This window comes from Thalassomonas sp. RHCl1, from assembly GCF_947387555.1.
Classification (GTDB): Bacteria; Pseudomonadota; Gammaproteobacteria; order Enterobacterales; family Alteromonadaceae; genus Thalassomonas.
In genome coordinates this window covers 152,356-170,755 of the sequence record NZ_CANDNZ010000001.1, presented here as the reverse complement: position 1 = coordinate 170,755, position 18,400 = coordinate 152,356, and the positions used below count along the sequence as shown (strand labels likewise).

General features: G+C 48.6%; 15 protein-coding genes. 1 reads left to right on the top strand and 14 read right to left on the bottom strand.

All coding sequences use genetic code 11. The features are described from left to right. Positions 1 to 81: 81 nt before the first annotated feature. The 11 genes from QL234_RS00730 to ndk form a co-directional block, all read right to left on the bottom strand. Positions 82 to 288 (bottom strand): cold shock domain-containing protein, encoded by a 207-nt coding sequence (locus QL234_RS00730; protein ID WP_281555957.1) that lies wholly within the window; start codon positions 286 to 288, stop codon positions 82 to 84. A 231-nt stretch (positions 289 to 519) separates the two neighbouring features. Continuing rightward, positions 520 to 1,206 (bottom strand): PilZ domain-containing protein, encoded by a 687-nt coding sequence (locus tag QL234_RS00725; RefSeq protein ID WP_281555956.1) that lies wholly within the window; start codon positions 1,204 to 1,206, stop codon positions 520 to 522. A 214-nt stretch (positions 1,207 to 1,420) separates the two neighbouring features. Beyond that, entirely contained in the window at positions 1,421 to 2,869 is a 1,449-nt protein-coding gene (der, locus tag QL234_RS00720) for a ribosome biogenesis GTPase Der (protein ID WP_281555955.1), read from the bottom strand. 112 nt (positions 2,870 to 2,981) lie between these two features. Next, complete coding sequence (gene bamB / locus QL234_RS00715) at positions 2,982 to 4,190, bottom strand: outer membrane protein assembly factor BamB (protein WP_281555954.1); 1,209 nt, start codon at positions 4,188 to 4,190, stop codon at positions 2,982 to 2,984. Positions 4,191 to 4,201: 11 nt separating this feature from the next. Then, on the bottom strand, positions 4,202 to 4,888 hold the full coding sequence (locus tag QL234_RS00710) for a tetratricopeptide repeat protein (protein WP_281555953.1): 687 nt from the start codon (positions 4,886 to 4,888) through the stop codon (positions 4,202 to 4,204). Positions 4,889 to 4,897: 9 nt separating this feature from the next. Then, positions 4,898 to 6,172, bottom strand: a complete 1,275-nt coding sequence (hisS, locus tag QL234_RS00705) for a histidine--tRNA ligase (RefSeq protein WP_281555952.1) — start codon at positions 6,170 to 6,172, stop codon at positions 4,898 to 4,900. 118 nt (positions 6,173 to 6,290) lie between these two features. Beyond that, positions 6,291 to 7,409 carry a flavodoxin-dependent (E)-4-hydroxy-3-methylbut-2-enyl-diphosphate synthase gene (gene ispG, locus QL234_RS00700; protein ID WP_281555951.1) on the bottom strand — a complete coding sequence of 373 codons (1,119 nt, stop codon included), beginning with the start codon at positions 7,407 to 7,409 and terminating at the stop codon, positions 6,291 to 6,293. 95 nt (positions 7,410 to 7,504) lie between these two features. Next, the gene (locus tag QL234_RS00695) at positions 7,505 to 8,560 is read right to left on the bottom strand and encodes a RodZ domain-containing protein (RefSeq protein ID WP_281555950.1); all 1,056 of its coding nucleotides are present in this window, start codon (positions 8,558 to 8,560) and stop codon (positions 7,505 to 7,507) included. Beyond that, complete coding sequence (gene pilW, locus QL234_RS00690; protein ID WP_281555949.1) at positions 8,560 to 9,735, bottom strand: type IV pilus biogenesis/stability protein PilW; 1,176 nt, start codon at positions 9,733 to 9,735, stop codon at positions 8,560 to 8,562. Before pilW ends, QL234_RS00695 begins: the two co-directional genes overlap by 1 nt. A 31-nt stretch (positions 9,736 to 9,766) precedes the next feature. Then, entirely contained in the window at positions 9,767 to 10,903 is a 1,137-nt protein-coding gene (locus QL234_RS00685; protein WP_281555948.1) for a bifunctional tRNA (adenosine(37)-C2)-methyltransferase TrmG/ribosomal RNA large subunit methyltransferase RlmN, read from the bottom strand. A gap of 279 nt (positions 10,904 to 11,182) precedes the next feature. Next, a complete protein-coding gene (gene ndk / locus QL234_RS00680; RefSeq protein WP_044831864.1) occupies positions 11,183 to 11,614 on the bottom strand; it encodes a nucleoside-diphosphate kinase in 432 nt (143 codons plus the stop codon). A 361-nt stretch (positions 11,615 to 11,975) separates the two neighbouring features. On the opposite strand from ndk, the gene QL234_RS00675 reads away from it, so the two are divergent. Continuing rightward, positions 11,976 to 13,406 (top strand): MATE family efflux transporter, encoded by a 1,431-nt coding sequence (locus tag QL234_RS00675; RefSeq protein WP_281555947.1) that lies wholly within the window; start codon positions 11,976 to 11,978, stop codon positions 13,404 to 13,406. Positions 13,407 to 13,476: 70 nt separating this feature from the next. On the opposite strand, the gene QL234_RS00670 is transcribed toward QL234_RS00675, so the two are convergent. The 3 genes from QL234_RS00670 to QL234_RS00660 form a co-directional block, all read right to left on the bottom strand. Further along, the gene (locus QL234_RS00670; protein ID WP_281555946.1) at positions 13,477 to 15,177 is read right to left on the bottom strand and encodes an NAD-dependent malic enzyme; all 1,701 of its coding nucleotides are present in this window, start codon (positions 15,175 to 15,177) and stop codon (positions 13,477 to 13,479) included. Between the two features lie 322 nt (positions 15,178 to 15,499). Further along, on the bottom strand, positions 15,500 to 15,700 hold the full coding sequence (gene iscX / locus QL234_RS00665; RefSeq protein ID WP_044831867.1) for a Fe-S cluster assembly protein IscX: 201 nt from the start codon (positions 15,698 to 15,700) through the stop codon (positions 15,500 to 15,502). Between the two features lie 241 nt (positions 15,701 to 15,941). After that, positions 15,942 to 18,251 (bottom strand): aminotransferase class V-fold PLP-dependent enzyme, encoded by a 2,310-nt coding sequence (locus QL234_RS00660; RefSeq protein ID WP_281555945.1) that lies wholly within the window; start codon positions 18,249 to 18,251, stop codon positions 15,942 to 15,944. Positions 18,252 to 18,400 lie beyond the last annotated feature (149 nt).

The following is an 18,400-nucleotide window of genomic DNA, read 5'->3' as shown; positions in this document are numbered from 1 at the left end:
TTCAAAGCAAGGTTACGGACTGCCAACACCTGGTGATCCGTAACCCGGTACTGTACTTGGCTGATATTAAAGCTTAACAACTCAAGCAGGCATCACATTATTGGCACAAGGACCTTTTAACCCCTCGCCAACTTCATATTTCACTTCCTGTCCGTCATCCAGACTGGCATAACCGCCGCCATTCTGAATTTGTGAATGATGGACAAAGATATCTTTGCCGCCACCCTCAGGGGTGATAAAACCAAAGCCTTTTTCCGCATTAAACCACTTCACTGTTCCTTTATTCATTTTGAGCTCTTTCGATACCTAAGTTAGTTACTGTTAACAGAATGCTGCTTATTAAATACAATTAATAGCGTACGGAATTTTCCGCTGCATTTTCAGTATAACGGTTAAATAACAACCAGGCGTAAAATAAGGAAAAATTTTTGTATAATTATCAATTAATTCCTTAGAAAGACTTCATAAGAGTACAAAACGGTAAACAGCACCCTTCCTGAGAGAAACAGGGGGACAGATTTATTCCGCTTTAGCATCCAGGGTATCATGAAGCAGGCTGGTCACCGAATCCCGGCTGCTGTCGTTAAACTCCACCCCGAAGGAAATGCCGTTGCTCAGCTGCTTGCTGTTGCAAACCTTAGCTTCAAGTTTAACATTCGCTGCTGCCTGTTCATCTTCTATGGTGATCTCAAGCTCATCTTCATTGAGCAGCATCAACTCTTCACCATTGACGATTTGCAGCTGGCAACCGCTAATGGACAAGTCAGTGATAATGCCGGTCCAGTATTCCTGTTTGACTTTGACCTTGGCAATAATTTCGGTATCAATGCGAATACTGGTGCGTAATTTCTGCAAGGTAACCTGCTTGGGAAAATCAAGCACCATCAGGCGTGAAGGGATTTGTAATGTCTGGCGTATTTCACTGACAAATGCTACCACGGCTCCTTCCCGGCCTTCGATTAAACCGCGTACCGTGACCTTGGCCCCCTGGTAGATATACTTACCGAAGTTACCCAGTTTATTGGCATCGGGGATCTGGATTAAGACATACTGTTTCGGCAGATAGCCGATAAAAGTGGTTCTGAATTTACTTTTTTGGCCAGCGGGCGTAGTAACGTCTATGGTAACTACGGCCCCGGCCTGTAATAAGCCCAGATTACGGTTTAAGCGGCTTACCATATCAACCTGGGTGGGCTTATTAACCATAACTTCCTTTACACATGGTGAAAAACAAAAGGCTTGCCATAAGTAAAAATCACTTACGCAAAATAATTTTTTACAGTAGTAAAATTAGCGCTTAAAAGCAACCCTATTTAGCCAGCTTCAGCTCAATTTGACGGGAAGCATTTTTAAGGAAGCGGCGGGGAAAATTAACGCGGCTCAGGTGGCTTTCAACAAAACCACCTTAGCCCGGTTAACATCAATCCTTTTTATAACCCTGAGTCGCCCGGGCTATTTTCTTCTGCTCGGTATAGGTCAGTTTTTTCTTACCGGCAAACGGGTTCGAGGTTTCCCTGAACTCGATTTTGATCGGTGTCCCCATGATCTTCAGCGACTTGCGGTAATAATTCATCAAGTAGCGCTTATAAGAAGGCGGCAGTTTTTTCGCCTGGTTACCGTGAATGACGATGATCGGCGGGTTATAACCACCGGCATGGGCGTATTTTAGCTTGATACGGCGGCCGTTATGCATCGGCGGCTGGTGATCAAATACCGCCATATCCAGGATCTTAGTGACCATAGAAGTGGAAATCCGCTTGGTGGCGGAAACAAAGGCTTCTTCAACCGACTCGAACAAATGACCAACACCGGTACCATGTAAGGCGGAAATAAAATGAATACGGGCAAAGTCAATAAAACCGAGACGGCGGTCTAATTCCGACTTAATCCGGTCTTTCACGCTTTCATCCAGTCCGTCCCATTTGTTCACCGCCAGGACCAATGAACGTCCGGCTTCAAGGATAAAGCCGAGCAGGCTTAAATCCTGATCGCTTAACCCTTCCCGGGCATCAACTACCAGTAAACAGACATTGGCATCTTCTATCGCCCGCAGCGTTTTAATGACAGAGTATTTCTCAACCACATCGGTGACATTTTTACGGCGGCGGATCCCCGCGGTATCGATCAGGGTATAGTCCCGGCCGTTACGCTCCATCGGGATATAAACACTGTCACGGGTTGTGCCCGGCATATCATAAACCACCACCCGATCTTCACCCAAGATACGGTTGGTAAGTGTCGACTTACCGACATTAGGCTTACCGATAATGGCCAGCTTAATGCCGTCATTTTCATCCGGCTGATCTTCAAGATCTGCTTCTTCCCCTTCTGCGACCTCGACTTGCTCTTCTTCGCTTTTCTCCTGCCCCAGGGCTTCGATATGTGGCGTCAGGGCCAGGGTGAGCAGCTGGGTAACCCCACGGCCATGGGCAGCAGCAATTTGATGTACCGTCTCCCCTAAAGATAAAGCATAAAACTCAGCCACCGCCGAGTCGGCATCGATGCCGTCCACTTTATTGGCGACCAGGAACACGGTTTTATTTTGCTTTCTTAAATAAGAGGCAATGCCTTCATCGGCAGACGTTAATCCGGCGCGGGCATCGACTAAAAACAGCACCGCATCGGCTTCTTCAATCGCCATCAGAGACTGCTCTGCCATCAAGGCATCAATGCCTTCTTCATCGCCGTGGATACCGCCGGTATCGATAACAATAAAGGGATGTTCTTCCACTTCCGCCTGGCCGTACTGGCGATCACGGGTTAAGCCGGGGTAATCGGCCACTAACGCATCCCGGCTGCGGGTCAGCCGGTTAAATAACGTTGACTTGCCAACATTGGGACGCCCAACAAGAGCTACTACAGGAAGCATGATCACCTCAATATTTCTAATAAACAGTAGATTAAAAACTTTACGTTAATAACGAATAACGGCCCCGGAGCCAAATACTCCGGAGCCGTCTATAATTTTAGTTCAAAACGCCCTAGGGGGTTTTTATGGCCTGCAGTTCACCGTCGCGGGCCTGGCTAAACAAGATCTGCTCGGCGACGGTTGGCGTGGCATGAATGCCGCTGCCGTCAACATGATGCCGGGCGACAATTTCTCCGGTCTCCTGATCTAACCAATGCAGGTAACCTTCAAAGTCCCCGACCACGACATAATTGCCGACGGCGGCAGGACCGGTAACGCCCCGGTTGGTCAGGGTCAGGTTACTCCAGCGCTCCAGGCCGTTGATGCGGTCGATGGCATAAACATGGCCGCTGATATTGGTCAAGAACAGGGTATTGCCGCTGATCGCCAACTGGCGATAAGAAGAATACTGCCTTTTCCATAAGATACGGCCGCTGCGTAAATCAATCGCCGCCAGGTTACCGTTAGAGGAAACCGAGTAAATTTTATCGCCGAAGATCAAAGGCGTTGAATCAACATCCACCACGCGTTCCAGTTCGGTTGAACCGCTGGACTCGCCGATTTCAGCTACCCAGCCCTGCTGGCCTCGTTCCAGCAGGAAAACACCGACTTCACCGCTGGCAGAGCCGAGCACAACCCCGCCCGAGGCGACCGCAGGTGCGCTGATGCCACGCAGGCTCAGCGGCGGTACTTCCTGTTCAATCTTCCAAAGCTCTTCGCCTGTAGTGGCATTAAAGGCCTTAAGTACGCCCGAAGCACTGTTCACCACTAAAGTGTTGCTGTCAAAAGCAGGCGCTACAATGACTTCGCCTTTAATGGCCGCTTGCCAGGAAAGCTCCCCGGTTTCGGCATCCAGCGCGAAGACTTCGCCGTTTTCACTGCCGATAAACACTTTATTCATGCCTGTGGCAGGACCACCGGCAAGCAACGCCGAACGGCTGCCTTCAAAAAAACCACGCTCCTGGTTGACGTCGCTGAGATCAATTTCCCAGACCTGGTCACCGGTTGCACTGTCCAGCGCCACCACTTCACCTTCACGGCTGGCACTGAATATTTTGCCGTAGGCAGAAACAGGTTTGATACGGGAGAAATAATCTTCTACGCCATTGCCGACGCTGCGATCCCAAACCACTTCCGGCTCAAATCTTTCCTGAATTTCGACAAGTTCGGCAACTTTCTCACCTTCATCTTCGTCGTCGGTGGAAGAGCATGCCATCAGGCCCGTCGACAGCAGTAATACTGCCAACAGTTTTTTATTAAAGGCTGTTGTTTTTAATACCACATTAAGCCCCATTATTTATTTGAAGAGCTGTCTGAAGCGCTAGTAGAATCGTTAAGTGCCACAGCACCCAAATCAATGACCTGGGCCAAATCATCCAATTTCATTTGCAGACCCGGGCTTGACGCTAAACCGTCGGCATCAATGGCTGCCTGGTAGGCATTACGGGCCAGATCCTTTTTCTCCTGCTGCAGGTAAACATCACCCTTGATTTCTTGTACCGAAGCGGTAAAAGACTCAGGCAATTGGCCGGATAAGCTGGCTAATGCTTCGCTCAGCTTTTCCTGCTGAATCTGGATGCGGGCTAAACGTATGGTGGCAATGGCCTTAATGCCTTCGCTTGGCGCCTTATCCACTGCCGTTTGCAGATATTTTTCTGCCTGCGCCCAGTCTTTTTTATCGACCATTTCTTTGGCCAGCGCCAGGGCAGTTAACGAGGCGTAACTGGTTGCAGCATTATCCTGAATAAACTTATCGCCCTTGGCAGAGAAGGCTTCCGGCTCTTTTTCTGCCGATTCGATCAGGGTCTGATAGGCGTCCGAGGTCGCCAGTTCCTGCTCTAAAACACTGTCCTGGTACAAGTTAAAGCCGACAAATCCGCCTAAACCTAAAACGATACCGGCGATAATACCGTTACCGTTTTCGCTCCAGAATTTTTTGATGGCATCAACTTGTTGTTCTTCTGTTTGATAAATTTCCACAACTAACCCTTAAATTAAATTCGTTAATAAGCTTGCTACTTCATCCAACGGCAAGCTTTGCTGCTCATTTTGCCCGCGCAGGTATTTCACCGTGACTTTCTGCTGCGCCAGTTCGTCTTCCCCTAAAATCAGGGCAACCTGGGCGCCGGATTTGTCCGCGCGTTTCATTTGTTTTTTCATATTGCCGCCACCACAGTGGCACTGCAGGCGAATATCCGGTACCTGATCCCGCCATAATTCGGCGAGCTCTGCACCGCGGATATCAACCCCTTCCCCTAAAGTGATCAAATAGGCATCTACTTGCGGGCGAACATTATTAACTTTATCCAAACTGGTTAACATTAATACTAAGCGTTCAATCCCCAACGCAAATCCGAATCCCGGCGTACCTTTACCGCCAAGCTGTTCCACCAGACCATCGTAGCGTCCGCCGGCACAAATAGTGCCCTGGGCGCCTAAACTATCGGTCACCCATTCGAACACGGTACGGTTGTAGTAATCTAAGCCCCGCACCAGACGTTCATTTAATACATAGTTAATGCCCGCCGCTTCTAAACGCTGGCACAACTGCGCAAAATGCTGCTTGGTTTCGTCACCAAAATAATCGGAAAGCTTAGGCGCGTCAACTAAAGCGGCCTGTACATCCGGATTCTTGCTGTCGAGTACCCTAAGCGGATTGGTCAACATACGGCGTTTGCTGTCTTCGTCCAATAACGACTCTTTTTCCTTCAGGTATGCCACCAGGGCATCACGGTAATTCGCCCTTTCTTCATTAGAGCCTAATGAATTAATCTCTAGTGTGACAAATTCATTGATGCCAAGTTCCTTCCATAAACGGGCAGAGAGCAAAATAATTTCCGCATCGATATCCGGCGTGGCAATACCAAAGGCTTCGATACCAAACTGGTGGAACTGGCGATAACGTCCTTTTTGCGGACGTTCGTGACGAAACATCGCCCCCATATACCATAAACGCTGTTCCTGGTTGTACAGTAAACCGTGCTGATTACCGGCGCGCACGCAGCTTGCGGTGCCTTCGGGACGTAAGGTTAAACTGTCGCCGTTGCGGTCATCAAAGGTATACATTTCTTTTTCAACGATGTCGGTAACTTCACCGATAGAGCGTTTAAACAGGGCAGTAGACTCAACAATCGGCATACGTATTTCGGCAAAACCATAATTACTGGCAACACGTGCTAATACGGATTCCACCATTTGCCAAATATTTGTTTCTGAAGGCAAACAATCGTTCATGCCACGAATTGCCTGAATAGTTTTACTCACGTATAGGGTACTCTTTATCTTGAATTAAATAACTGCGCGCATTATAGGCAGATTAGGGCAAAACGTAAATAATGCCGGAGGAATTAACTTATCCTGAAAAATGCGCGCCGGATCGTGATTAATCGATTTCTTTGACCGATATTTTATTGCTTTCATCAAGCTTCGCTGCCTTGGCGCGGATGCGTTCTTCCAGCTGCTCGACCAGCTTGTCGTTGTCAAAACGCTCTTTCTGGCGCACGCCGTCAAGATAGAAACCGCTTTTTTTGCTGCTGCCGGTCAAGCCCAGATCGGATACCGTGGCTTCCCCCGGGCCGTTGACGATACAGCCGATGATAGACACATCCATAGGGGTGACAATATCTTCCAGCCTTTCTTCCAGGGCATTAACGGTGGAGATAACATCAAATTCCTGGCGAGAGCAGCTCGGGCAGGCAATAAAGTTAATGCCGCGGCTGCGTAATTTCAGCGATTTTAAGATATCAAACCCAACCTTGATTTCTTCCACCGGATCCGCCGCCAGCGACACCCGCAGGGTATCGCCTATGCCTTCGGATAATAACAGGCCTAAACCAACCGAAGATTTTACCGAGCCGGAGCGCAGACCGCCCGCTTCGGTGATGCCTAAATGCAGCGGGTTATCAATTTGCTTGGCCAATAAGCGATAGGCCCCGACCGCCAAAAAGACATCGGAGGCTTTGACACTGACCTTAAAGTCATGGAAGTTAAGACCGTCGAGGATATCGACATGGCGCATCGCAGATTCCAGCAGGGCTTCCGGCGTAGGTTCGGTATATTTTGCCTGGATATCTTTTTCCAGCGAGCCGCCATTTACCCCGATACGGATGGGAATATTTTTGTCCCGGGCCGAGTCGACTACCGCACGGATACGGTCGACATTACCGATATTACCCGGGTTGATGCGCAAACAGTCGGCGCCATATTCCGCCACCTTCAGGGCGATACGGTAATCAAAATGAATATCGGTAACCAGCGGCACCCTGACCTGTTTTTTGATTTCTTTAAAGGCTTCTGCCGCATCCATAGTCGGTATGCTGACCCGGACGATATCCGCGCCGACGGCTTCCAGTGATTTGATCTGGGCAACCGTGGCCGCCACATCCGTGGTCAGGGTATTGGTCATGGACTGCACCGAGATCGGCGCATCGCCGCCTACGGGGACATTGCCCACCATGATTTGACGGGACTTGCGGCGGATGATCGGAGATTCTTTAAACATAACAATTCAACATTTCTTTAAGGCAATGGCCGGGAAAACCCGACCCAGTGCAAAACAAATTAATTCAACTTATTCTTTAGCGCTCAACACACGCTTTACGGACCCGGCGGGTTCATGGGTAAGTTAAATTTAGCAATATTACTGCCGGGATAGTTGGACATATCCACTTCCTGGCCGTCAAAATTAATGGCCACCAGATCCGGGCGCCCTATGGTGATATTTAACGGGGCAACCCCCGAAATGGTCATCACATAACCGGATTTTTTCAGGCCGTAGGCAATGCGCTCGCCGGTGGCGTCAAAGATATTAACATAACAGTCGCCGGAAAAAGTAAATACCGCGGTAGACATGGGATTTGCCTGCTCTGGTATTTGCTCGGCCGCTAGCTCCCGTGTTTCATCCACACTTGCTGCTGCACTGTCCCCGGCATCAAGTTGCGCGACTTCACGCTCAGCACTTTCTACCTGCTCAGCCACCTGTGCCGGTATCTCTTCCTTCACCTCACCAACAGCAGGCTCGGCTTGGGCAGCTGAGGGTTCCTGCCCGGCAATTTCCTGTCCACCAGCAAACGGCTGTGCGCCTTCGCCCGGCTCTGCTGAGGCAGTCAAGGGCTTCGCTGCTGTTTCTGATTCATTGGCCTGGCTGATACCACTTGCACTCTGCGCGACAACCTCTGCTTTTGGCGTCTCGATCGGCGCTTTCTCCGGCAAGTTCAAGCTGTTATCTTCGTCTTTAACATCCTGCAACCACCACATCACGGTAGAGCCAATCAGCAGGGCAATCACCAGATAGCTGATCCACATCACCAGGTTGGTTTCCGCCTGCTTCTTGGTGATCTTAGAAAAGCTCTGCAGCTCAGCCCCCTGGGCTTCGGCCACTCCCAGCATTTCATAGCTGGCCAGCACCTGCTCTACGGAAATATTCACCAGCTTGGCGTAGTTGCGCAAATAACCGCGATTAAACGTCGTCGGCAGGGATTTATCAAAGATTTCCGCTTCGATATCCCGCACCAGCCCTGGGCGGAAATTAAGCTTATCGGCAACCTGCTCCTGTGAAAGTCCCATCTGTATCCGGGCTTCCGCCAGCATCTGTCCCGGGCCTATTACTTCCATGTCTTCGGATAATTCGGATGCGGTGTTTTCATCACTCATCAGGATTTTGCCGCCTTGTTCGGATTGGATAAATAAATAACATCGCCTACACGTAAGATGCTGGACTCTTTAAGGTTGTTCCAGCGCTGAATGCTTCTCATAAAAATATTATACTTCTTGGAAATGGAAAATAAACTATCCCCGTATTCTACAACATGTACCGGAATAGTAATGGTTGTTTGTGGCTTTGAATCGGCACTTGACCGCTTTTTCCCTTGCTTTTGCTGTTTCGGTTTCTTCTCTGCTGTCTTGGCTAAAACCGCCTTGTTGTTATCCGCTTTGACCACAGTTTGGTTTTTATCCGGCGACAGCACCACGACACGCTTTTTCGCACTCGCCTGCCCCTGCCGGCTTTTTTGATAACGCAGCGCCAATTCATCGGCGGGTATTTGTGCCAGTTCATTAACTAAATACTGTTTCGCCTGCCAGGAAGTGGGAAACACCTTCACCAGCATCACGCCATAATTGTTGGCGACACTGGTTTTGCCCTGCTTTTTATACAGTTTGTAAGCCAATGCCAGGGCTTCAGCGCTAAAACGGCGTACCGCCTTTTCAAATTTTTGCAGGTAAAGCTGGGCCTGGCGATAATCCCGCTTGGCATATTGCAGCCTGACCATTTGCAGCACAACTGCCGCCCGGCTGGGATTATGTTTAATGGCTTTTTCTAGAAACTGCTCGGCCTGTTTGAAGTTATCTGCTTTTAAATGGCATAACGCCAGGTTTTCATAACTTTGCGCCACCTGCAGGTAACTGGGTACGGCAATGGCTTTAAGAAACTGCTTTTGGGCCTGTTCAAGGCGGTTTTCCCGGCATAAGAACACCCCGTAGTTATTCAGGGTATCGGCATCATTCGCATCCAGGGACAGGGCCTGCTCATAGGCCCCTACCGCCAATTCGTTTTCACCTACGGTTTCATAATAATGGGCGAAAGCGGTATGCACCTGCACCAGCTTAGGGGCAAAACGCTTGGCTTTTTCCAGATTGGACTTGGCCTGGGTGGTATTGCCCATTTTTAAATACCCCAGCGCCAGGGAGATCCGGGTCAGGGCAATATCGTCGTTACTGGAATCATTTTGTACCACAGGGGTATTGTCACCGGCATATTCCCGGGTCACGCACCCGGAGAGCATAGTTAATGCCGCAAGGCTCAAAATAACCGGTTTAAATTTATCCATAACGAACTGATGCCATTGGCCGAATGTGTTATCACACCATTTTTACTGAAATTTCATCAGCTTTCACCTGTTTTTTTCCAGTTCTTTTGGTTCTGTCGAGAACATCACCGGCTAACTGGCCACAGGCGGCGTCAATATCGTCACCTCGGGTACGGCGGGTGATCACCGTCAACCCGTAGGATTGCAGCACTTTATCGAAGCGATCGATACGGGAATTACTGGAGCGCTTATAAGGCGACCCCGGGTAGGGGTTAAAAGGAATAAGGTTAATCTTACTCGGGGTATCCTTTAAGGCGATAGCCAGTTCATGGGCCTGATCTGTGCTGTCATTGAGATGATCTATCATCACATATTCCACCGTAACTTGCTTGTTGGCTTTAGAGCCTTCAATATAACGGCGCGATGCCGCCAGGAAGTCTTCCAGCGGATATTTTTTATTGATCGGCACCAACTCGTCACGCAAGGCATTGTTCGGCGCGTGCACGGAAATCGCCAGGGCGCAGTCGATTTTCTCTTTTAACATATCCAGCGCAGGCACCACGCCGGAAGTACTGACGGTTACCCGGCGTTTTGACAAACCATAGCCCAGGTCGTTTAACATGGTATCCAATGCCGGGATCAGGTTTTTCATGTTCAGCAAAGGCTCGCCCATGCCCATCATCACGATATTGGTGATGGGACGGGTGCCGGCAATACGGGTAGCACCGATATCGTTGGCAACACGCCATACCTGGCCGATGATCTCCGACATGGAGAGGTTACGGTTGAATCCCTGCTGCGCGGTCGAGCAGAAACTACATTCAAGGGCACAACCCACCTGGGAAGAAACACACAGGGTTGCCCGGTTATTTTCCGGGATCCATACCGTTTCCACTTCCTGGCCGCCTTCAAGCATCAGGGCATATTTGATGGTGCCGTCGTTTGATACCTGCTTTTGCGAGATTTCCGGCGCCTTGATCTCACAATTTCTTTGCAGTTTTTCCCTGAGCTTTTTATTGAGATTGGTCATTTTCTCAAAATCGTCATAACCAAAGTGATAGATCCACTTCATCAGCTGGTCGGCACGGAAAGGTTTTTCACCGATAGAAGCAAAATATTCACGCATCATTTGATGGTCAAAATTAAGTAAATTAACCTTGGCAGTCGATTCGGTTATATTTTCATTCATATCGGGATCTCAAAACAGCAAATTTAAAAGGGGCAAGATTGTACACTTTTCATACAAAGGTGACAATTTTAATCAACGAATAACACTTTTATTAACGCACTTTTTCTCTATTCAATAAGCACTGCGCTGACAAAAATATTATTTATCGTTAACGGTTAAAGGCAAAAATCAGCCTGCTCAGAAGAAAGCAAAAGGATTTTACCAACGAATCGATAAAATCCTTTTTCAGGCTTATTAAGCCGAAGCTAAAGCATCGGCTTATCTGCTTTTACGCTTTGATTAACGAGTGCGTGGGCAGATTTCGTCATCAGAGAAGAAGTAAGCAATTTCACGGGCAGCTGATTCTAAAGCATCAGAACCGTGACAAGCGTTTTCGTCGATTGAATCAGCGTAGTCAGCACGTAAAGTACCGGCTAAAGCTTCAGCTGGGTTAGTAGCACCCATGATTTCACGGTTTTTAAGAACAGCGTTCTCACCTTCAAGAACCTGAACCATAACTGGACCAGAAGTCATGAATTCAACTAAAGCACCAAAGAAAGGACGCTCGCTGTGCTCAGCGTAGAAACCTTCAGCTTTTTCTTTGCTCAGGTGAACCATTTTAGAAGCAACGATTTTTAAACCGGCAGTTTCAAAACGGTTGTAGATTTGACCAATAACATTTTTTGCTACTGCATCAGGTTTTACGATAGAAAAAGTACGTTCGATAGCCATTGTCAGCCCTCTTAAATATAAAATTAAATAACTTGGTAAAAATTTTGGCGCGATTATAGACCAATTAGCGGTATTAACCAAGGGTTAAAAAATGTCAAAACAGTTACAGTTCTCCGACCGCTTGTCTAATACCTGTTATTGGCACTGGCTTTAGCGCACAAGCCATACAACAAGAGATATAGTTACTTACATTTTCAAGGGGCAGAGCAGAGAAAATAAGTGGACGTTACCCTACTAAAAGCCTAACCTTATTAAGTTTTCCTTTTAAAAAAATAAAACCCTCTTTTTTGTCCGCCTTAACAGTCCAAGGACGGCCATAAGCAATGACATTTACCAACAAGAAAAATAAATCCGCAGCCCTATGAAAGATTTAACTCAAGGTTCCATTTTAAAACATTTGCTCAATCTCTCCCTGCCTATCGGCATCAGTATTTTGATCCAAAACCTGTATTTTCTTATCGATCTCTATTTTGTCAGCCAGCTCGGTCCGGTGGCACTTGCCGGGGTCAGCGCCGCAGGCAACCTGACCTTATTGATCCTCGGCATGACTCAAATCATTGCCGTAGGCACTGTTTCCCTGGTTGCCCAGGCCATAGGCAAAAAAGATAAAGCCGATGTCGATGTTATTTTCAACCAGGCGCTGTTCATTTCCGGCGTGTTAACGGTACTGGTCTTGTTATCCGGTTACCTGTTTGCCGATTATTATTTGACGTTAATGTCATCGGATCCCCTGGTGATTAGCGATGGCAAGCAATACCTGCATTACTATCTGCCCAACCTGGCGCTGCAATTTATGCTGGTGGTGATGTCGTCCGCCTTAAGGGGCGCGGGTATCGTCAAACCCGGCATGGTGATCCAGTTTGTCAGTGTCTTTATCAATATCATCCTTACCCCGATATTAGTCGCCGGCTGGTTTACCGGGCATGCCATGGGTGTTGCCGGGGCCGGCCTGGCCAGCTCTATTGCCATGGCGGCAGCGGTGATCATGATGTTTATTTATTTCCTTAAAGTCGGCCAATATTTCACCTTTAATAAAAGCCTGTTAAAGCCTGCCGGTAAACCAATCAAACGCATCCTCGCCATCGGCTTTCCCTCCGGCGGTGAATTTTTTATGCTGTTCTTTTATATGGCGATTATTTACTGGGCGATCAAAGATTTTGGCTCTGCTGCCCAGGCGGGATTCGGTTTAGGCTCGCGCCTGATGCAGGCGGTGTTTATGCCGGCCATGGCCATTGCTTTTGCCCTGCCGGCCCTGGCGGGACAAAACTATGGGGCAAAGCACTATACCCGGGTCAGATCGACTTTTAAGGTTGCCGCTTTGGTGATCAGTACCATGATGGCTTCTTTTTCTTTATTTTGCCTGATGGTACCTGAACTGATGCTAAAACCTTTCACCCAGGATGGCGAAGTGATCAAGGTCGCCAGCGGCTTTTTGCAGATAATTTCTTTTAACTTTGTCCCCGCCGGACTGATTTTCACCTGCTCGGGCATGTTTCAGGGAATGGGCAATACCTGGCCCTCCCTAATCAGCATGTCGCTGCGCCTGGTGATTTTCGCGCTGCCGGTATTCTGGCTCAGCCAGCAAGCCAACTACCCGCTGGAATATATCTGGTATATCTCGATCACCGCCTTGGTGATCCAAATGTTCTTCAGCCTGTATTTACTTAAGCTGGAATTTGCCAAAAAACTTAAAGCTGAGGGCGGCGATGAGGAAAAAACAGCAGGGATAACGCCAGAAGATCAAAAAAAAGAAATAGATGCCGACGAAGAAATGCCGGCAAAAAGCAGTTAATCCCGTTTTAGCTGCGGCGTAACCGGGCATTAAACCTAAAGTTACGCCGCAAGGGATTTATAAATAAAGGTTAGATACTGATCCTGCGGTATTCCCGGTATTCCGGCTTCCAGAAATTACGCTCGATCTTTTCCGTTAACATTTCATCGGATAATTCCAGCGCCAGTCCCTGTTTCATGGCCAGTTTCCCGATATTAAAGGCGATAGCCTTACTTAAATCGGCAATCGCCGTCAGCGGCGGCAACAACTCACCTTCGCCGGTGTTGGCCAGCGGAGAATTGTTTGCCAGGGTTTCACTGGCTACCATCAGCATTTCATCGGTAATGCGGTTAACATTAGCCGAAACTATGCCCAGGCCGATGCCGGGGAAAATATAGCTGTTGTTGCACTGGGCGACAGGATAGGTTTTACCTTTATAGTCGACCGGCTCAAACGGGCTGCCGGTAGCAATGATCACTTCCCCTTCGGTCCAGTGGATCACCTGCTCAGGCGTTGCTTCCACCTGGCGGGACGGGTTACTTAACGGGAAGATGATCGGCAGTTCGCAATGGGATTTCATCGCCCGGATAATTTGCTCGGTAAATAAACCCGCCTGCCCGGAAACACCAATGAGGATATCCGGCTTGGCGTTATTCATCACTTCCAGCAATGACGCGTATTCCCCTTCAATCTCCCAGGCGGCAACGGCATCTTTACCCTGTACCAGTTTTGCCTGGAAATCCCGCAATTCGCCCATGCCCTGGGTTAACAGGCCATAACGGTCAATCATATAAACCTGGCTGCGGGCCTGCTCAGGGGAGGCGCCTTCGCTGATCATCTGGCTGATGATCTGCTCGGCAATACCGCAACCGGCAGAGCCGGCACCGACAAAAGCAACTTTTTGCGACGACAAAGCCACCCCTTTAGTGCGACAAGCCGCCAGCAAAGAGCCGACAGTTACCGAGGCCGTGCCCTGAATATCATCGTTAAAGCAGCAAATTTCATCGCGGTAACGGTTTAATAAAGGCATGGCATTAGGCTGGGCAAAATCTTCAAATTGCAGCATCACATGAGGCCAGCGCCGTTTTACCGCCTGGATAAAGAGATCAACAAATTCATCATATTCTTGCTGGCCGATACGTTTATGACGCCAGCCCATATACATAGGATCGTTAAACAGTTTTTCATTATTGGTACCGACATCCAGCATCACCGGCAAGGCATAGGCCGGGCTGATGCCGCCACAGGCGGTATATAAAGATAGCTTACCGATAGGAATCCCCATGCCGCCGATCCCCTGATCGCCAAGCCCCAGGATACGCTCGCCGTCGGTGACTACAATCACTTTGACCTTATTTTTGGTAGCATTACGTAAGATATCATCAATATGGTCGCGCTCGGCGTAGGAAATAAACAAACCGCGGGAACTGCGGTAGATATCGGAAAACTGCTCACAGGCATCACCTACGGTCGGGGTGTAGATGATCGGCATCATTTCCTCTAAGTGCGCCTGGATCAGACGATGAAACAAGGTTTCATTGTTATCCTGAATCGCCCGCAAATAAATATGCTTATTGATATTATTGCTAAAGCTGCTGTATTGCATATACGCCCGCTCGACCTGCTCTTCAATGGTCTCATAACTTGGCGGCAATAAACCGGTTAAGTTAAAACTGGCCCGCTCCTGTGCGCTAAAGGCACTGCCTTTATTTAACAAGGGGGTTTCCAATAAGGCGGGACCGGCGTAGGGAATATAGAGCGGACGTTTTTTGCTTTTGCTGCTTTGATTCATAGGTGATGATATAACTTAGATTAGAGTGATAATTGTAGCGGATGCCGTTATAAATTGTTCATTTTCTTATGCGTTTTCTTACGCTAATAACGGGTTTTACCCGGACGCAAAATGAAGCAGGCACAGTATAAAGGAAGTTTTGCCGACAAAAAAGCCAACCAGTCGGTCAAGAAAAGCAAATGGCGAAAAAATGCCTTACAGGCCTTGATTTCCGGGAACACACGCCGAACTGGTCAGTCCACCTCACTCAACCAGGCCATTTGGCTCCCTGCCAAAACCCGTTCGCCGCGGAACGGCTTTAGGCGGGTCATCGTTAACGCAGTTAATCAACTTCGCTCAACCAGGCCATTTGGATCCCTTCCAAAACCCGTTCGCCACAATGCTTGGGGTCATCGGCAAAATCTTCCAGTGCCAGCACCCAGTCCCTTAAATCGGTAAAATGTATTGTCAGCGGATCCACATGCGGATGCCGCTCCATCAACGCCAAGGCAATTTCTTGTGAATCCGACCAGTACAATGCCATATCAGCCCCTAAATACCAGATGAAACCATAAAAAGTCGGCAAGCAGCATTAATATTAACCACAAGAAAATAACCCGGGTTTTGCGGCATAGCTTACAGTCGGTATGCCACCATGATTTAATTGATTTTTTCACCTTTCCCGGTAACCCTTGCCCAGATATCACTTCTGTTTACTAGTATATACCCAATAAAGCGTTACCGGTGAAGTCTTTATCAAAGCTCTGCTGTTTTCAGGCAGTGGCTTAAGACAATAAGGCAAAGCCCCCGGGCACATGATAAACATTGTTAAAACCATAGCGGCTCAAGGTTCTGGCGGCGGCATCACTGCGGTTGCCGCTACGGCAGATACAGACAAAAGAACTGCTGTTTTTTTCTTTTCTGTGGCGGTTAACAAAGTTAGTCAGCTGCGACAGGGGAATATTCACCAGCTGTTTGCCGGAAATACATTCTTCCGGATAGGCATCAAATTCGTGGGGCTCGCGCACATCCACTATGGTTGCCGCCGGGTTGTCCGCCATAAACTGTTTCAGTTTATCCGGGGTGATATCGCCGATTTTTGCGGTACTGGTGCTGATACTGCCGCAGTAGCTGTGATTATCCGCCGGCGGCAATTTGGCATCAATTTCTGCTTTTTGCCGGGCAAATTCCTGTGCGCTGATATCACCATCAAGCACATCGCTGAGCAACTTATTGGTGCGCTTTTCCATCGCCAGGCAAGTGCTGAACAACTGCTGGTAATCGTGGCTGGGACAGAGCAAGGTATCATCGGCGATCACTGCGGCTAAATTACGTAAAGATTGATACATCTTTTCACCGGAGCTTTCCGGCAAATCCACCCGGCCCAGGCCGCCGATTTGCAAGGTATCACCGACAAAGGCAAATTCGATGTCCTGCGCCTGCAGGCAACTGTCTTTGGCACTACCCAGCAGGTAACAAACGCTGTTGTCGGTATGGCCGGGCAAAGGCAGTTTTGCCAGTACTTTAGCGCCAACCTTTATGGCGCTTACCTGCTGGCCGTTATCCAGGGTCACCATAGCGCTGTTTTTATTCCAGCCGAGGTGATCATAATCACTGGACAACATTTGCTCGGTGATCAGCTCGCGGACAATTTCACTGCTGAGCAACTGGCCGTCATGGCGGTGCGTTTCCAGTACGCCGTTTACCTGGTAATTCTGGCATTTCACCAGGGTTTCAAATTTATTCACCAACTCGGGGATCATATCCAGGACAATACACTCACCCGCCGCCTTGTCGACATAACACCAGGTACATTGCTGGTCATACACCCATTGCTGCAGGCCATCGACGGCAAATTCGCTGTTATCTTCGGTATCCGAGAGGATCAAACAGCTGTGATGCAGCGCCTTCACCGCTTGCTTAATTCCCTGGCAGGCATCATCGATTTCCTGCTGGGTAGTCGCGGGACCAAAAGACATACGGATAGCCGAGTCACTTTGCCACTTGGGTTTACCCATGGCTTCAAGCACAAAACTGCCGCTGACTTTCGATGAACAGGCCGAGCCCGAACTCACCCGGATATGGGCGGCATCGAATAAATCCATAATGTCTTTGCTGGACAGGCCTTTGACGGAGAAATTTAACGTGGTCGGCAATGAACAGGCAAAGTCATGGTTAAAGACTATTTCCGGGAAAGCTTCCTGCAAGGTCTGCGTTAACTGCTCGCGGTAACCGAGCAAAACCTCATGGCTTTTAAAGGTATCGTCTTCGTCATCGTCCAACAGGGATAAAATCGCCTGGATAGCGGCAATGCCGGGTAAATTTTCGGTACCTGAGCGCAAACCGCTTTCCTGGCCGCCACCGGCAATAAAGGGGGTATAAGGGGCGCCTTCGCGCACATATAAAATGCCTATGCCCTTGGGGGCGTATAACTTATGGCCGCTAAAAGGTGCATAATCTATGGTGGTATTGGCGATATCCAGGGAAAATTTCCCCAGTGCCTGCACACAATCTACCATCCACAATACGTTATCGTTACCGCGGCGGATCACCGACTCAAGCGCCTTGAGATCCTGGAAAACACCGGTTTCATTATTGGCGGCCATGGTACAGACAATCAGGGCATTCGCGACATGCTGCTCAATAAAGCCAAGGTCTAAAATGCCGCGCTCATCAACGGGGATCGCCAGTACTTCGGCGCCGATGTTAAGCATCTGATTCCAGTGCTTTAACGTTTCCGGCACCGCCTTATGCTCGGTAGCCCCATATAAGAGCACAGGTTTATCAAGCCTGGTCGCCAATTCTCGGCTGGCATTAAGCGCCGAGATAATCGCTGTTTGTATGCCTTCGGTAGCACCGCTGGTAAAAGTAATTTCACCGCTGGGGGCGCCGATAACCTTACGCACTAAATTACGCGTGGTTTCTAAAATATACTTGGCTTTGATGCCGGTAATATGACTGCTGCTGGGATTACCGTAACAAAGCTGCATGGCATGAGAGGCCGCCGCTGCGGCCTGGGGTAATACCGGCGTGGTGGCATTGTTATCGAGATAAATCTCATCTTTTTGCGGTTGGATATCAGTGAGCGTCAGCATAAGAAATACTTTTATTGGTTAAATGAAAACACAATTCAACTTTGAACATATCGGGTCATTCTATCCGCTTATAACAAAAGAATCTAATTTATATTTAAAACTTTTAAGCGATAAAAGCGGTCTGGTTATAACTATAATTGATTATCTGT